The following is a 15,569-nucleotide window of genomic DNA, read 5'->3' as shown; positions in this document are numbered from 1 at the left end:
TCAGCGCTTCGGGAGCACGCGGATCCAGAGGAACCCGTGGGCGTCGAGCAGCAGACCGTGGCGCAGGTCGAGCTCGGTGTTGCCGTGCAGCTCGACGGCCTGGGGCAGGAACCCCGAGAGGGTCTCCCCCGTGACGAACTGGGACCAGTCGGAGAAGTTCGCCAGGCACAGCACCACCGTGTTGCCGCCCGGGCGCTGGTAGCCCAGCACGTGGGGGTTGCGCGCGTCGAACGGGAGGAGCGTGTTGCCGTCGAACTCCGGGGAGTTCCGGCGCAGCTCGACCATCCTCCGGATGCCCCCGAAGATCCGGCCCTGCACGGAGAACAACTCGTGACGGCGCTCGTAGTCCTGGACGGGCCGCGGCGGCCGGTGCACCCACCGGGCGTCGCCGGCGTGCGCGGGGTCCTCGTTCCAGGCGGGGTCGTTGAGCTGGCCGACCTCGTCACCCAGGTACAGCAGGGGGATGCCGCCGGTGCTCATCGCCACGGAGTGCGCGAGCAGGACCCGGTCCACCGCGGACGCCGGGTCCTCGGCGAGGCCCAGCAGGGACGCCGTGGTCCCGCACACGCGGCAGTCCCCCGTGCGGGGGTTCTCCTGGAACGGGACGCCGTCCGCGAAGCTGCCGGGGTGGCGCCCGGTGTAGAAGGCGTTGAGGAAGCGGCGGTGGTCGTGGCCGTGCACGCCCAGCCGGGCGGCGTCCTCGTCCGAGAACGTCCAGCCGATGTCGTCGTGGCCGCGCACGTAGTCCACCCACGCCGTGCCGGGCGGGAGGGCGTGGCGCTCCTCGAGGGCCTGCGCGAGCAGCTTCGGCTCCCGGGTGGCCATCGCCTCCCAGGTCAGGGCCATCTGGAGCGGGTTGTAGGACAGCTGGCACTGTCCGGGCTCGATGTACCGGGCGACCTCGTCCGGGTGGACGATCGCCTCGGACTTGAACAGCACGGCCGGCGCGGCGATCCGGCACAGCGCGTTGTACGCGCGCAGCAGCACGTGGGCCTGGGGCAGCGACTCGCAGGCGGTGCCCAGCTGCTTCCAGATGAACGCGACGGCGTCCATGCGCAGCACCTCGACGCCCTGGGCGGCCAGGAACAGCAGCTCCGCGGCCATCGCCCGGAAGACGGCGGGATTGGTGTAGTTGAGGTCCCACTGGAAGGAGTAGAAGGTGCTCCACACCCACCGGGGGTCCTCCTCGCCGGCGCCGATCCGCGTGAAGGAGCCGGGGTGGTCGTCCGGGAAGATCTCCCGCGTGGTGCGCTCGAACTGCTCCGGGACCGTGCGGTCCGGGAAGATCCAGTAGTAGTCCTCGTACTCCCGCTCCCCCGCGGCGGCCCGGCGCGCCCACTCGTGCTCGTTGGAGGTGTGGTTGAAGACGAAGTCGAGGACCAGGCTGATCCCGTTCCGGCGCAGCTCGCGGCTCAGCTCGGCGAGCTCCTCCATGGTCCCCAGCCTCGGCTCCACGCGGCGGTACGAGGACACCGCGTAGCCGCCGTCCGAGTTGCCCTCCGGCGCCTCGAACAGGGGCATGAGGTGGAGGTAGGTCAGGCCCAGTTCCCGGAAGTAGGGGATCTGCTCCCGGATGCCCCGCAGGTTCCCCGCGTACCGGTCCACGTAGCAGACCCCGCCGAGCATCTGCCGCGCGCCGAACCACGCGGGGTCCTGCTCGCGCCGGGCGTCCAGGTCCTTGAGGTCGTCGGGGCGCTCGGCCCAGGAGCGCGCCAGCTGCAGCCCGAGCTCGCTGAGCTGTTCGAGGAAGTCCTCGCGGTGGCCGTAGATCTCGGCGAAGAGCAGCGTCAGCCGGGGGAAGTGCTCGTCGAACCTGCGGTCGAAGTCCGTCCACCCCGTGCCCGGCAGGTCCGCCGGGCGGCCCTCCTGCACCCGCTGGCGGACGCACGCGGTGATCACGCGCGCCTGGTTCTCCGGCGACAGGCCCGGGATACCGGGCGTACTGGTGTTCGGCACACTGCTCCTTCGGTCGTCCGCCCCGGGGCGGGCAGTCTCCGAACTCGAGATCCTCCTTGACGACGAGCCCTCGGATGGTCGAGGACCAGCTGCCACCGGTGGGTGGGAGCGGTCCGCCCCTCAGCATACTGATGCGCTCCCAGCTTTTCAGCGGATGACCCGGGGCTTCCTCCACATGCCTGTGCACAGAGTTGTCCACAGGTGTGGACGAGTCCTGGGGACACTGTGGGGAAAGGCCCGCCGGCTCCCTCCGGGAGCGCCCCGGCGGGCGCGGAGGACCCCTGGAGACGACGCCGTGCGTGTGGAGAACCCTGTGCAGGGCGGACGCCGCGCCCCGGGATCGCGGACCCCGGGACGCGGCGCCCGTGCCGGTGCCGTGCGCGGGCTCAGTACCCGTTGGCGGACAGCCACTCCTGCGCGGCGTCGGCCGGGCTGACCTGGTCCTCGCCGCTGACCTGGCGGTTCAGGTCGATGAGGGCCTCCGTGGTGAGCTTGCCGGAGAGCTCGTTCAGCGCGTCCACCGCCTCCTGGGGCAGCCGGTCCGCCGCGGCCAGCGGCAGGACCTGCTGGGCGATGAAGTTGTTCTCCGGGTCCTCCAGCACCACGAGGTCGTTGTCGGCGATCGCCGGGGTGGTCGTGAAGATGTCGGCGACGTCCACGTCCCCGTCGAGGAGGGCCTGGACGGTGAGCGGGCCGCCGCCGTCGTTGATCGGCTCGAAGGACTCCGGCACGCAGCCGTACTTCTGCTCCAGGCCGTCGAGGCCGTAGGCGCGCTCGGCGAACTCGGGCGGACCCGCGATCACGAGCTCCCCGCACACCTCCGCCAGGTCCGCGATGCTCGTGAGCCCGTACTGCTCCGCGGTCCCGGAGGTGACCACCATGGCGTCCTTGTTCTCCGCCTCGGAGGCCTCGAGCACGGTCAGGCCCTCGGGCAGCGCGTCGGGCAGGGCCGCCATGATCTCGTCGGCCGAGCTCGCCGTGGCCTCGGGGTCCGCGAAGAGCAGCAGGTTGCCGGAGTAGTCCGGGACCACGTCCACGGACCCGTCCTGCACGGCCCCCACGTAGGCCTCGCGGGCACCGATGCCCAGGGACGTCTCCGTCTCGACCCCGGCGGACTTCAGCGCCCCGGCGTAGAGCTCGGCCACGATCTGGCTCTCCGGGAAGTCGGCGGAGCCCACGGTCACGGTCTCCGAGGACGTGGTCGCGGACCCGTCCTCCTCGGCGAGGGGGTCGCCGCCGCCGCAGGCGGTCAGGCCCAGCAGCAGGGCGGCGCCCAGGGCGGGCGCGGCGGCGCGGCGGCGGAGCGCGGGAGCGGTGGTCATGGTGGTTCTCCTGTCGGTCGGTGGCACGGAGGACGGTGGGGCTCGGGAGGACGGGGGTCAGGGGCAGCGGTGGGTCAGGGAGCGGCGAGGCGCAGCCCCGGCGAGGTGGACAGCCGCTGGGCCAGGGCCAGGACGGCGTCCACGACGAGCGCGAGGACCGCCACGAGCACCACGGAGCCGAGCATCCGGTCGTAGTCGCGCACGGCGAGGCCGTCGATGAGGTAGCGGCCGAGGCCGCCGAGGTTGATGTAGGCGACCACGGTCACGGTCGCCACGACCTGCAGGGCGGCGTTGCGGACCCCGCCCAGGATCACGGGCAGGGCGTTGGGCACCTCCACGCGGGTCAGCACCTGGCTCCCGGTCATCCCCATCGCCGCCCCGGCGTCCTTGAGGGCCGGGGACACGTTCGCGACCCCCGCGTAGGCCCCCGACAGGATCGGGGGGATCGCGAGCAGGACGAGCGCGATGATCGGCGGCACCAGTCCGAGCCCGAGCAGCAGGGTGAAGAGGGTGAGCAGGCCCAGCGTGGGCAGGGCGCGCAGCGCCCCGGCCAGGCCGACGACGACGCCGGAGCCGCGCCCCGTGTGCCCCACCCACAGGCCCAGGGGGACTGCCACGGCCAGGGCCACGGCCATCGTCACGCCGCTGTACGTCAGGTGCTCCAGCAGCCGGGCGGGGATGCCGCCGGGCCCGGACCAGTTCTCGGGATCGGTCAGCCACTCCAGGGCGCCGCCGGCGAGGCTCACGCGACCGCTCCTCTGCGCACGCGCGGGACCGGGGCCGTGCCCGCCCGCTGCCAGCGCGTCAGGGCGCGGCCGGCCCCCCGCAGCACGAGGTCCATGAGCACCGCCAGGACCACGGTCAGGACGATGCCCACCGCGATCTCCTCGAGGATGGACCGGCGCAGCCCGTCGGTGAACAGGGTGCCGAGGGACTGCACGCCGATCACGGCGCCCACGCTGACCATGGAGATGTTGCTGACGGAGGCGACCCGCAGCCCGGCGACCAGCACGGGCACCGCGAGCGGCAGCTCGACCGCGAAGAAGCGCCGCAGCGGGCGGTAGCCCATCGCGGTGGAGGCCTGCAGGATGTCGCGGTCCACGGACTCGAAGGCGTCCACGGAGGAGCGCACCAGGATGGCCACGACGTAGACGGTCAGCGCCACGACCACGTTCACCACCGAGGTGATCTGCGTGCCGAGGAGCAGGGGCAGCACCACGAACAGGGTCAGGGAGGGGATGGTGTAGAGCAGGGAGGAGCCCGTGACGAGCACCGGGCGCAGCGTGCGGTTGCGGGCGGCGAGCCGCGCCACCGGGACGGCGACGAGGGCGCCGAGCAGCAGGGGCAGCACCGACTGGACGAGGTGCGTGCCCGTGAGCTCCAGGACGTAGGGCCAGTTCCGGCTCGTCCAGTTCATCGGGGCGTCCGCCCGCCGAGCCGCGCGTCCTCGATGGCCGCGATGATCTCCCCCGGCTGCATGATCCCGACCGCCCGGCCGTCGTCGTCGACGACCACGGCGAGGCCCGACGGCGAGGACAGGGCCGCGTCCAGGGCGCTGCGCAGGGAGCTGCCGGGCCGGTGCAGGGTGCCGCCGACCACGGGGTCGTCCTCCGCGCCGGGCCGCACCCAGCCGCGGGGGGCGCCGTCGTCGTCGACCCGCAGCGTCCACCCGTCGGGGACGGGCCCGTCCCCGGTGCCGGCCACGCCCTGGGTGCCGTCCGGGCGCACGGTGGCCACCGGGTGCACGGGGATGTCGTGGGCCGAGTCGAAGGTCAGGGAGCGGAAGCCGCGGTCCCGGCCCACGAAGTCCGCCACGAAGTCGTCGGCGGGCGCGCGCAGCAGCTCCTCCGGGGTGGCGTACTGCGCCAGCCGCCCGCCGGTGGCGAAGACGGCCACCCGGTTGCCGAGCAGGATCGCCTCGTCGATGTCGTGGGTGACGAACACGATGGTGCGGTGCAGCCGGCGCTGGAGGTCCAGCAGCTCGCGCTGCAGGTCCTGGCGCACCACGGGGTCCACGGCGGAGAACGGCTCGTCCATGAGCAGGACCGGCGGGTCGGCGGCGAGCGCCCGGGCCACGCCCACGCGCTGCTGCTGACCGCCCGAGAGCTGGGAGGGGTAGCGGGAGCCCAGGGCCTCGGCGAGCCCCACGGTGCTCAGCAGCTCGCGGGCCCGCTCCCGCGCCTGCTTCCTCGGCACGCCGTTGAGCCGCGGGACGGTCGCGATGTTGTCCACCACGGTCCGGTGCGGCAGGAGGCCCGACTGCTGCATGACGTAGCCCATGGAGCGGCGCAGCTCGTGGGCGGGCACGGACGTGACGTCACGGCCCTCGACCGTGACGGAGCCGGAGGTGGGCTCCACCATGCGGTTGATCATCCGCAGGGAGGTGGTCTTGCCGCAGCCGGAGGGTCCCACGAACACGGTGAGGGACCCGCGGGGGATCTCGAGGTCGAGGGCCTCGACGGCCGTGGTCCCGTCCGGGTACGTCTTGCCGGCGCCCTCGAAACGGATCGCGATGTCGGTCATGGAGATCCTCCCGTTGCCGTCCGGCCAGTATAGGCAAGCACGGCGGACGCCCCGCTAGACTCGCGTCCACCGGAGCCGGATCCCGCGGGACCGCCGGCCGACGCGCGAGGAGGTGGACGGTGCACAGCCTGGAGCTGCTGCTCGGCGAGGACGCCGAGGCGGCCGTGCGCGCGGACTGGGACCGGCTGGCCGAGGCGGGACTGCCCAGCTCCGGCCGGCACCGCTCCGAGTCCAACCGCCCCCACATCACCCTGGTGGCCGCCCCGTCCCTGGCCCCGGAGACCGTGCCGGGGGTCGACGAGCGGGTCGCCGCGGCCGCCGGGTTCGTGGACCTGCCGCTGACCAGCGCGGGCGTGCTGCTGTTCGGTCCGGGCCGGGGCGGCTACGTGGTGGTCCGCCAGGTCGTGACCACCCCTGAGCTGCTCGAGCTGCACCGGCGGGTCTGCGACGCCGTGGGCTCGGTCCCGGGGCAGGCGCGCACCTCCTTCCCCGGGGCCTGGACGCCGCACATCACCCTGGCGCGCCGGATGCGCCCGGAGCAGGTGGCCGCCGCGCTCGACGTCCTGGCCCCGCACCCCGAGCCGCTTCGCGCCGTGGCGCTGCGCCGCTGGGACGCGGACGCCCGCACCGTGGTGCAGTTGGCCTGAGGTCCGGCCCCGTGCCGGCGACGGGTGCGGAGCCGCGTAGGCTCGGATCATGACGAGCGCACAGGACATCGCCACCTGGATGATCGACCGCATCCGGACCGAGGGACGACTGTCCCAGGACCAGGCCGTCCAGGACATCCCCGGGACCTTCGGCCCCGAGTGGGTCCGGACCCTGGAGAACGGGCACACCGGGATCAGCAAGGAGGTCCTCGCGGAGTTCCGCAAGGCCCACGGCGGCACGGTGCAGTGGGACCGCGACCGCCGCTTCTGGTCCCTCAAGAGCTGAGCCGCCGGGCCGATCCGCCGGGCGGCTCCCCCGGCACGGCCGGGGTTTTCCGCGTGACGGTGGACACCTCTTTCCGGCTCCGGCTATCCTAGGAGCAGAAGACGCCCATGAGCTGTGGTGGGAGAGTCCCGCCGGTGCACTCGGACCGGCGGGCGCCGTAGGAGCAATTCCTCCCCAGGAAACTCTCAGGCCCCCGTACCACCACGGATCGGCAACTCTGGAAAGCAGCCCGGCGCGCGTCGCCGGACTCACCGACGGTGCAAGCGGCTCCACGGCCGCGGAATCTCTCAGGTCCCAGACAGAGCGGGGAGGAACTCGAACCGATCCACGCCGCCCTGGCGTGCAGCACCCGGGAGTTCCTCATGACGATCCAGCTCGCCACCACGTCCCCGACCACCGTCTTCGCCGACCGGCACATCGGTGCCGGCTCCGACGCCGTCCGGACCATGCTCGCCCGCGTGGGCCGCACCAGCCTCGACGACCTGGCGGACGCCGCCGTGCCCGCCGACATCCGGCAGAACACCCCTCTGGACCTGCCCGCGGCGCTCAGCGAGCAGGAGGTGCTCGAGCAGCTGCGCGCCTTCGCGGACCGCAACACCACGGCCGTGCAGATGATCGGGCAGGGCTACTACGACACCCACACGCCCCCGGTGATCCTGCGCAACGTGCTGGAGTCCCCGGGCTGGTACACCGCCTACACCCCCTACCAGCCCGAGATCTCCCAGGGCCGCCTCGAGGCGCTGCTGAACTTCCAGACCATGGTCTCCGACCTCACGGGGCTGCCGGTGGCCAACGCCTCGCTGCTGGACGAGGCCACGGCGGTGGTCGAGGCCGTGCTCCTGATGCGCCGGGCCAACAAGGCCCGCGGCAACGGCGCGATCGTGGTCGACGCCGACATCCTGCCGCAGACCCTGGCCGTGGTGCTGGCCCGCGCCGAGGCGCTGGGCTTCGCCGTGCAGGTCGCCGATCTGACGGCGGGCCTGCCCGAGGGCGAGATCACCGGCGTGGTCCTGCAGCAGCCCGGGGTCTCCGGGCGGGTCGTCGACCACGCCGCGGTGATCGCCGAGGCCAAGGAGCGCGGGGCGATGGTCACGGTCGCGGCCGACCTGCTGGCCCTGACCCTGATCACCCCGCCCGGCGAGCAGGGCGCGGACATCGCGGTGGGCTCCTCCCAGCGCTTCGGGGTCCCCCTGTTCTTCGGCGGCCCGCACGCCGCCTACATGGCGGTGCGCTCCGGCCTGGAGCGCAACCTGCCCGGCCGCCTGGTGGGCGTCTCCAAGGACGCCACGGGACGGGCCGCCTACCGCCTGGCGCTGCAGACGCGCGAGCAGCACATCCGCCGGGAGAAGGCCACCTCCAACATCTGCACCGCCCAGGCGCTGCTGGCCGTCGTGGCCGGCATGTACGCCGTCTACCACGGCCCGGAGGGGCTGAAGGCCATCGCCCGGCGCGTGCACGGCCTCGCCCGCACCCTGGCCACCGTGCTGCAGGGCGCCGGCCACGAGCTCGTCGCGGAGCAGTTCTTCGACACCCTCACCGTGCGGGTCCCCGGCCGGGCGGAGCAGGTGGTCCGCGCGGCCGAGGGCCGCGGCGTGAACCTGCGGCTCGTCGACGCCGACCACGTGGGGATCTCCTGCGACGAGGCGACCACGGAGCAGCACCTCGTGCTCGTCGCCGAGGCCTTCGGCGTGGCGGACGCCGCCGCGGCGGTCGCCGCCGGGCCGCGCGGCCCGGAGCTGGACGCCGGGCTGCGGCGCACCACGGAGTTCCTCACCCACCCGGTGTTCTCCACCCACCGCTCCGAGACGCAGATGCTGCGCTACCTGCGGCGCCTGGAGAACCGGGACCTGGCCCTGGACCGGACGATGATCCCGCTGGGCTCCTGCACCATGAAGCTCAACGCCACCGCCGAGATGGCGGCCATGAGCTGGCCCGAGTTCGCCTCGATCCACCCGCTGGCCCCGGCCCACCAGACCACCGGCTGGCGCGAGCTGATCGCCGACCTGGAGGGCCGCCTGGAGGAGATCACCGGCTACGCGGCCGTGTCCCTCCAGCCCAACGCCGGTTCCCAGGGCGAGCTGGCGGGCCTGCTGGCCATCCGCGGCTACCACCGGTCCCGCGGCGAGGAGCAGCGCACCGTGTGCCTCATCCCCGCCTCGGCCCACGGCACCAACGCCGCCTCCGCGGTCCTGGCCGGCATGAAGGTCGTCGTGGTGAAGACGGCCACCGACGGCACGATCGACCACGCCGACCTCGAGGCGAAGATCGAGGCCCACCGCGACCAGCTGGCCGCCATCATGATCACGTACCCCTCCACCCACGGGGTCTACGACGCCGACGTGCGCCAGGTCTGCGACGCCGTCCACGCCGCCGGCGGGCAGGTGTACCTCGACGGGGCCAACCTCAACGCCCTGGTCGGGCTGGCCCAGCCGGGGAAGTTCGGCGGGGACGTCTCCCACCTGAACCTGCACAAGACCTTCTGCATCCCGCACGGCGGCGGCGGGCCCGGCGTGGGCCCCGTGGCGGTGGCCGCGCACCTGGCCCCCTTCCTGCCCGGCGACGCCACCCGCGCCGAGGCGGACGGGGAGTCCGGCGCGCCGATCTCCGCCACGATGTTCGGCTCGGCCGGCGTGCTGCCGATCTCCTGGGCCTACATCGCGATGATGGGCGGCGACGGCCTCACCCGGGCCACGCAGACCGCGCTCCTGACGGCGAACTACGTCGCCGCCGCGCTCGACGAGCACTACCCGGTGCTCTACACCGGCAACAACGGGCTGGTCGCCCACGAGTGCATCCTGGACCTGCGACCGCTCACGGCCCGCACCAAGGTGACCGCCGAGGACGTGGCCAAGCGGCTGATCGACTTCGGGTTCCACGCCCCGACCCTCTCCTTCCCGGTGGCCGGGACGCTGATGGTCGAGCCGACCGAGTCCGAGGACCTCGCCGAGATCGACCGGTTCATCACCGCGATGACCACCATCCGCGAGGAGATCGAGCAGGTCGCCCGCGGTGAGCTCAGCGCCGAGGACAGCCCCCTGCGCCACGCCCCGCACACCGCCGAGGTCGTGGCCGCGAGCGACTGGGACCGCCGCTATCCCCGCGAGCAGGGCGCCTTCCCCGTCCCGGAGCTGCGCCAGGACAAGTACTTCCCGCCGGTGGGCCGCATCGACGGCGCCGCCGGGGACCGCAACCTGATCTGCTCCTGCCCGGCCCCCGAGGCCTTCGAGAACTGATCCGGCACCGCACCGCCACGAAAGGCACGACATGAGCGTCAGCACCACCTCCCGCCACACCGCCCTGCACGACGAGCACGCCGCGCTGGGGGCGTCCTTCACCGACTTCGGCGGCTGGGACATGCCCCTGAAGTACGGCTCAGAGCTGGCCGAGCACCGCGCCGTGCGCACCGCCGCCGGTCTGTTCGACCTCTCCCACATGGGGGAGATCCGGGTGACCGGCCCGGACGCGGCGGCCTTCCTGAACACGGCCCTGGTGGGCAACCTCGCCGCCATCGCCGTGGGCCGGGCCAAGTACTCCCTCATCTGCACCCCCGAGGGCGGGATCATCGACGACCTGATCAGCTATCGGCTGGCCGAGCAGGAGTACCTGGTGGTGCCCAACGCCGGCAACGCGCCGACCGTGCTCGCCGCCCTCCAGGAGCGGGCCGCCGGCTTCGACGTCACCGTGGCCGACGAGTCCGCCGACACCTCGCTGGTCGCCGTCCAGGGCCCCGCCGCGCAGGCGATCCTGCAGGAGCTCGTCCCCGCCGAGCAGCAGGAGCTGGTCGCCGAGCTGAAGTACTACTCGGCCGCGCCGGTCACCGTCGCCGGGACCGACGTGCTGCTCGCCCGCACCGGCTACACCGGGGAGGACGGGTTCGAGCTCTACGTGCCCGACGCCCAGGCGGTGTCCCTGTGGCGGAAGCTCCTGGAGGCCGGGCAGGGCCACGGGCTCGTCCCCTGCGGCCTCGCCTGCCGCGACTCCCTGCGCCTGGAGGCCGGGATGCCGCTCTACGGCCAGGAGCTCACCCTGGACCTCACCCCCTACGAGGCCGGTCTCGGCCCGGTCGTCTCCTTCAAGAAGGAGGAGGACTTCGTGGGCCGCACGGCCCTGGAGGCCCGCAGGGGCGCCGGGACGGACCGCAAGCTGGTCGGTCTGCGGGGCGAGGGCCGGCGCGCGGCCCGCGGCCACTACCCGATCAGCGTGGACGGCGAGGTCGTCGGCGAGGTCACCTCGGGGGCGCTCAGCCCGACCCTGGGCTACCCCATCGCCATGGCCTACGTCGACAACGCGCACGCCGAGCCCGGCACCGAGGTGCAGGTCGACCTGCGCGGCAAGCCGGTCCCGTTCGAGGTCGTGTCCCTGCCGTTCTACCAGCGCGGGCAGTGACCCGGCCGGCTCCGGCAGCCCCTTCCACCACCAGTCGTCCTCCCCTCCTGCTGAAAGGTTCTCGATCATGAGCAACATCCCGTCCCACCTGCGCTACTCCGCCGAGCACGAGTGGGTGGACGAGTCCTCCCCCGTGAAGGTCGGCCTGTCCGCGGTCGCCGTCGACGCCCTCGGCGACGTCGTCTACCTCGACCTGCCCGAGGCCGGTTCCACCGTGACCGCCGGCGAGGTCTGCGGCGAGGTGGAGTCCACCAAGTCCGTCTCCGAGCTCTTCGCCCCGGTCTCCGGCACGGTGGTGGACGTCAACGCGGCCGTCGTCGACGAGCCCGGGCTGGTGAACTCCGACCCGTACGGGGACGGCTGGCTGTTCACCGTCGAGGTCACCGACGAGGGCGAGCTGCTCACCGCGGAGCAGTACGAGCAGGCCCAGGAAGAACAGGGCTGAGCACCGGCCGCGCCCGGGTACCGTCGAGGACCGTGGTGCGGGCTGGGTCCCGGCCCGCACCACGACCGTTCCACCCACCACCGCCCCGCACCGGGGCACCACCTCCTTTGGAGCATCACCCTCATGGCCATCAGCGTCTTCGAACTGTTCACCGTGGGCATCGGCCCCTCGAGCTCCCACACCGTCGGCCCCATGCGCGCCGCACGGCGCTTCGCCGAGACCCTGACCGGGAGCGGGCTGCTGGAGCGCACCGCGGACCTGCGCGTGGACGTCTACGGGTCGCTGGCCGCGACCGGCCGGGGCCACGGCACCTTCACCGCGATCCTGCTCGGCCTGGAGGGCTACGACCCCGAGACCGTGCTGCCCGCCGAGGTGGACGAGCGGCTCGCCGACCTCGCCGAGACCGGGACGCTGCGGCTGTGCGCGGCCCTCGGGCAGCGCAAGGACCTCCCCTACCGGGTCGAGGACATGGTGCAGCACCCGCTGACCGTCCTGGAGCGGCACACCAACGGCATGCGCTTCCAGGCCCTGGACGCCTCCGGCGCCGTGCTGGCCGACGAGACCTGGTTCTCCGTGGGCGGCGGCTTCATCGTCCGCGAGGGCCAGGAGGGCGCCGCCGCGGCCGAGCTGGACGCCGCCAGCGCCCAGGTGCCCCACCCCTTCCGCACCGCCGCACAGCTGCTGGCCCACTGCGAGCGCACCGGCCTGCCGATCAGCGGGGTGATGCTGGCCAACGAGCGGACCTGGCGCGACGAGGACGAGATCCGGCAGCAGCTGCTGCACATCTGGACCGTGATGGAGGAGTGCAAGGACTCCAGCCTCCGGCGCACCGGCCCGCTGCCGGGCGGGCTGAACGTGGCCCGCCGCGCCCCCGAGTGGCACCGGCGCCTGCGCACCGAGGACCCGGACCGGGACCCGGGCTTCTGGCCGGAGTGGGTGAACCTCGTGGCCCTGGCGGTCAACGAGGAGAACGCCTCCGGCGGACGCGTGGTCACCGCCCCCACCAACGGGGCGGCCGGCATCATCCCGGCGGTGCTGTTCTACGCCACCCACTACTCCCCCGCCGCCCGCGCCGCCGCCGCGGAGGGCCCCGAGGCGCTCGCGGCCGCCCGGCGGGACATCGTGGTCCGCTTCCTGCTCACGGCCGGGGCGGTCGGGGTGCTCTACAAGGAGCAGGCCTCGATCTCCGGGGCCGAGGTGGGGTGCCAGGGCGAGGTCGGCTCCGCCTCCTCGATGGCCGCCGCCGGCCTCGCCGAGGTCCTGGACGGGACCCCGGCCCAGGTGGAGAACGCCGCGGAGATCGCCATGGAGCACAACCTCGGGCTGACCTGCGACCCCATCGGCGGACTGGTGCAGATCCCCTGCATCGAGCGCAACGCGATCGCCGCGGCCAAGGCGATCAACGCCGCCAAGATGGCGATGTGGGGCGACGGCACCCACCGGGTCAGCCTCGACGAGGTCATCGTGACCATGCGCGAGACCGGCAGAGACATGAGCCACAAGTACAAGGAGACCGCCCTGGGCGGACTCGCCGTGAACGTCGTGGAGTGCTGACCGTGAGACGCTGAACCCGTCGGCCCGGACGGTCCTGTCCGTGCGGACCGGCGAGCAGCGTTGGCACCCACCGAGGAGACGAGACCGCACCGTGACAGCCCCCGCCCAGGACACCCGTTCCCCGCAGCGTCCCACCGCCCTGGTGGTGGGGGCCAGCGGCATCGCCGGTTCGGCGATCGTCGAGCAGCTGACCCGCACCGAGGACTGGGACGTGCTCGCCCTCTCCCGCAACCCCGTCCCCGGCAGCTCGGCCCGGCACCTCGGCGCCGACCTCCGCTCCCCGAAGAGCCTGGCCGCGGCCCTGGCCGGGGAGCGGCCCACGCACGTGTTCTTCACCGCCTGGTCCCGCCAGAACACCGAGAAGGAGAACATCGAGGTCAACGCCGGGATGGTCCGCAACCTCCTGGCCGCCCTGGCCCACGCCCCGGTGGAGCACGTGGCGCTGATGACCGGGCTCAAGCACTACCTGGGCCCCTTCGAGGCCTACGGCATGGGGGACATGCCCGACACCCCCTTTCTCGAGGAGGAGCCGCGCCTGCCGGTGGAGAACTTCTACTACGCCCAGGAGGACGAGCTCTGGGCGGCCGCCGGCCGCCAGGGCTTCCGCTGGTCCGTGCACCGGGCGCACACGGTCATCGGCCACGCGGTGGGCAACGCCATGAACATGGGGCTGACCCTGGCCGCGCAGGCGGCGATCTGCCGGGAGACGGGCCGCCCGTTCGTGTTCCCCGGCTCCGAGGTCCAGTGGAACAGCCTGACCGACATGACCGACGGGTCCCTGCTGGCCGAGCACATGGTCTGGGCCGCCACCGAGGAGGCCGCCGGCAACGAGGCCTACAACGTGGTCAACGGCGACGTCTTCCGCTGGCGCCGGATGTGGCCGGCGCTGGCCGCCTGGTTCGGGCTCGAGTGGGAGGGCTACCAGGACGCACCGCGGCCGCTGGAGCAGCAGATGCGCGGCGCCGAGGACGTCTGGGCCCGGATCGTCGCCGAGCACGGGCTCGCGGAGCCCGACCTCGCCCGCGTGGCCTCCTGGTGGCACACCGACGCCGACCTCGGCCGGCCCATCGAGGTGGTCGCCGACATGAGCAAGAGCCGGCTGGCCGGGTTCACCGGCTACCGCCGCACCCAGGACTGCTTCACCGGCCTCTTCGACCGCTACCGGACCGAGCACATCATCCCCTGACCCCCAGACAGGGACCCGGGAGGGGTCAGCCGCCCACGCGGGAGAGGATCGCGGTGAGGGCGGTCCGCACCCCGGTGGAGAGCGTCGGCTCGATCGCCGGGGCGAAGAACGGCGAGTGGTTCACCGGCACGGGTCCCTCCCCCTCGAGGACGGCTCCGTCGTGGCCGCCGAACATCCAGAACACCGAGGGCACCCCGATCGCCGCGCCGAGGGCCCCGAAGTCCTCCGAGCCCATCATCGGTTCGACCTCCACCACGTTGTCCTCCCCCAGCACCTCGCGGAAGCGCTCGACGAGAGCAGCGGTGGCCGCCGGGTCGTTGTAGTTGCGGGGGAAGGTCGAGAGCTCCTCGATGGTGGGCTCCGGGGCCCCCGAGGCCGCCGCCTCCGCGGCGATGATGCGCCGCAGCGCGCCCAGGACGTGGTCCCGGACGGCGGGGTCGAAGGTGCGCACGTTGAGCGTGAACTCGGCCGAGGCCGGGATGATGTTCTCCTTGAGCCCGCCGTGGAAGGTCGCCACGGTGACCACCGCGGCCCGGCGCGCGTCGATCTCGCGGGAGACGATGGTCTGGATCCGGGTGATCATGTGCGCCCCGAGCACGATCGGGTCGGTGGCGTCCTGCGGCTGGGACGCGTGGGCCCCCTTGCCGTGGACGGTGACCCGCCAGGAGTCGGCCATCGCCATGACGTCCCCCGCAGCCCAGCTGACCGTGCCGGCCCGGGAGGGCATCACGTGCTGGCCGAGGACGACCTCCGGCAGCGGCGCCCGCTCCCACAGCCCGTCCTCGAGCATCGCCCGGGCGCCGGCGGCGGTCTCCTCCCCGGGCTGGAAGATCAGCACCACGGTCCCGGCCCAGGCCTCCCGCGCGCCGGCCAGCAGCTCGGCGGCCGTCAGCAGGGCGGTCATGTGCGTGTCGTGGCCGCACCCGTGCATCACGGGGACCTCGGTGCCGTCCTCCAGCCGCCCGGTGGCGGTGCTGGCGTAGTCCAGACCGGTGTCCTCGGCCAGGGGCAGGCCGTCGGTGTCGGCGCGGAAGGCCACCGTGGGCCCGTCCCCGTTGCGCAGCACCCCGACCACCCCGGTGCCGCCGCAGCGGAAGTTCTCGATGCCCAGGGCGGTGAGCCGCTGCTCGAGCAGGGCCGCGGTGGCGTGCTCCTGCATGGACAGCTCCGGGTGGGCGTGCAGCTCGCGGTACAGCAGGTGCATCCGCCGGCGCAGGTCGTCGGTCAGCTGGAGGTCCGTGGTGGTGCTCATGGTGCGGGGTCC

Annotated in this window: 13 protein-coding genes and 2 riboswitches; of the genes, 7 read left to right on the top strand and 6 right to left on the bottom strand. The window is 73.2% G+C overall.

Annotation, left to right across the window (positions count from 1 at the left end; genetic code table 11):
* The 5 genes from ACP7CD_RS11495 to ACP7CD_RS11475 all read right to left on the bottom strand — a co-directional run bounded on the left by ACP7CD_RS11495 (position 1) and on the right by ACP7CD_RS11475 (position 5,801).
* Positions 1-1,956 (bottom strand): amylosucrase, encoded by a 1,956-nt coding sequence (locus tag ACP7CD_RS11495; RefSeq protein WP_426120229.1) that lies wholly within the window; start codon positions 1,954-1,956, stop codon positions 1-3.
* A gap of 386 nt (positions 1,957-2,342) precedes the next feature.
* Positions 2,343-3,278 (bottom strand): ABC transporter substrate-binding protein, encoded by a 936-nt coding sequence (locus ACP7CD_RS11490; RefSeq protein ID WP_035924285.1) that lies wholly within the window; start codon positions 3,276-3,278, stop codon positions 2,343-2,345.
* Positions 3,279-3,352: 74 nt separating this feature from the next.
* Positions 3,353-4,024 (bottom strand): ABC transporter permease, encoded by a 672-nt coding sequence (locus ACP7CD_RS11485; protein WP_095650011.1) that lies wholly within the window; start codon positions 4,022-4,024, stop codon positions 3,353-3,355.
* Entirely contained in the window at positions 4,021-4,695 is a 675-nt protein-coding gene (locus tag ACP7CD_RS11480) for an ABC transporter permease (protein ID WP_017831737.1), read from the bottom strand. The genes ACP7CD_RS11485 and ACP7CD_RS11480 overlap by 4 nt, the downstream gene beginning before the upstream one ends.
* Positions 4,692-5,801 (bottom strand): ABC transporter ATP-binding protein, encoded by a 1,110-nt coding sequence (locus ACP7CD_RS11475; RefSeq protein ID WP_017831736.1) that lies wholly within the window; start codon positions 5,799-5,801, stop codon positions 4,692-4,694. The genes ACP7CD_RS11480 and ACP7CD_RS11475 overlap by 4 nt, the downstream gene beginning before the upstream one ends.
* Before the next feature lie 119 nt (positions 5,802-5,920).
* On the opposite strand from ACP7CD_RS11475, the gene ACP7CD_RS11470 reads away from it, so the two are divergent.
* From ACP7CD_RS11470 to ACP7CD_RS11440, 7 genes are all read left to right on the top strand, one after another.
* On the top strand, positions 5,921-6,448 hold the full coding sequence (locus tag ACP7CD_RS11470) for a 2'-5' RNA ligase family protein (RefSeq protein WP_017831735.1): 528 nt from the start codon (positions 5,921-5,923) through the stop codon (positions 6,446-6,448).
* 49 nt (positions 6,449-6,497) lie between these two features.
* The gene (locus ACP7CD_RS11465; protein WP_017831734.1) at positions 6,498-6,734 is read left to right on the top strand and encodes a DUF6953 family protein; all 237 of its coding nucleotides are present in this window, start codon (positions 6,498-6,500) and stop codon (positions 6,732-6,734) included.
* Positions 6,735-6,842: 108 nt separating this feature from the next.
* A riboswitch (glycine riboswitch) is annotated at positions 6,843-6,945 on the top strand.
* Positions 6,946-7,046: riboswitch (glycine riboswitch) on the top strand.
* Positions 7,047-7,096: 50 nt separating this feature from the next.
* Complete coding sequence (gcvP, locus tag ACP7CD_RS11460; protein ID WP_017831733.1) at positions 7,097-9,967, top strand: aminomethyl-transferring glycine dehydrogenase; 2,871 nt, start codon at positions 7,097-7,099, stop codon at positions 9,965-9,967.
* Positions 9,968-9,998: 31 nt separating this feature from the next.
* Entirely contained in the window at positions 9,999-11,120 is a 1,122-nt protein-coding gene (gene gcvT / locus ACP7CD_RS11455; RefSeq protein ID WP_109221596.1) for a glycine cleavage system aminomethyltransferase GcvT, read from the top strand.
* Positions 11,121-11,187: 67 nt separating this feature from the next.
* On the top strand, positions 11,188-11,565 hold the full coding sequence (gene gcvH / locus ACP7CD_RS11450; protein WP_272026398.1) for a glycine cleavage system protein GcvH: 378 nt from the start codon (positions 11,188-11,190) through the stop codon (positions 11,563-11,565).
* A gap of 123 nt (positions 11,566-11,688) precedes the next feature.
* Positions 11,689-13,119, top strand: coding sequence for an L-serine ammonia-lyase (locus tag ACP7CD_RS11445; protein ID WP_272026399.1), 1,431 nt, complete (start codon positions 11,689-11,691; stop codon positions 13,117-13,119).
* Positions 13,120-13,210: 91 nt separating this feature from the next.
* Complete coding sequence (locus tag ACP7CD_RS11440) at positions 13,211-14,305, top strand: SDR family oxidoreductase (protein ID WP_426120228.1); 1,095 nt, start codon at positions 13,211-13,213, stop codon at positions 14,303-14,305.
* A 25-nt stretch (positions 14,306-14,330) separates the two neighbouring features.
* On the opposite strand, the gene ACP7CD_RS11435 is transcribed toward ACP7CD_RS11440, so the two are convergent.
* Positions 14,331-15,557 (bottom strand): amidohydrolase, encoded by a 1,227-nt coding sequence (locus ACP7CD_RS11435; protein ID WP_017831728.1) that lies wholly within the window; start codon positions 15,555-15,557, stop codon positions 14,331-14,333.
* Positions 15,558-15,569 lie beyond the last annotated feature (12 nt).

It is taken from the genome of Kocuria sp. LHG3120, assembly GCF_049897445.1.
GTDB classification, from domain to species: domain Bacteria; phylum Actinomycetota; class Actinomycetes; order Actinomycetales; family Micrococcaceae; genus Kocuria; species Kocuria rosea.
Note: the sequence above shows the minus strand (reverse complement) of the source record. Positions and strands in the feature narration are given on the sequence as shown.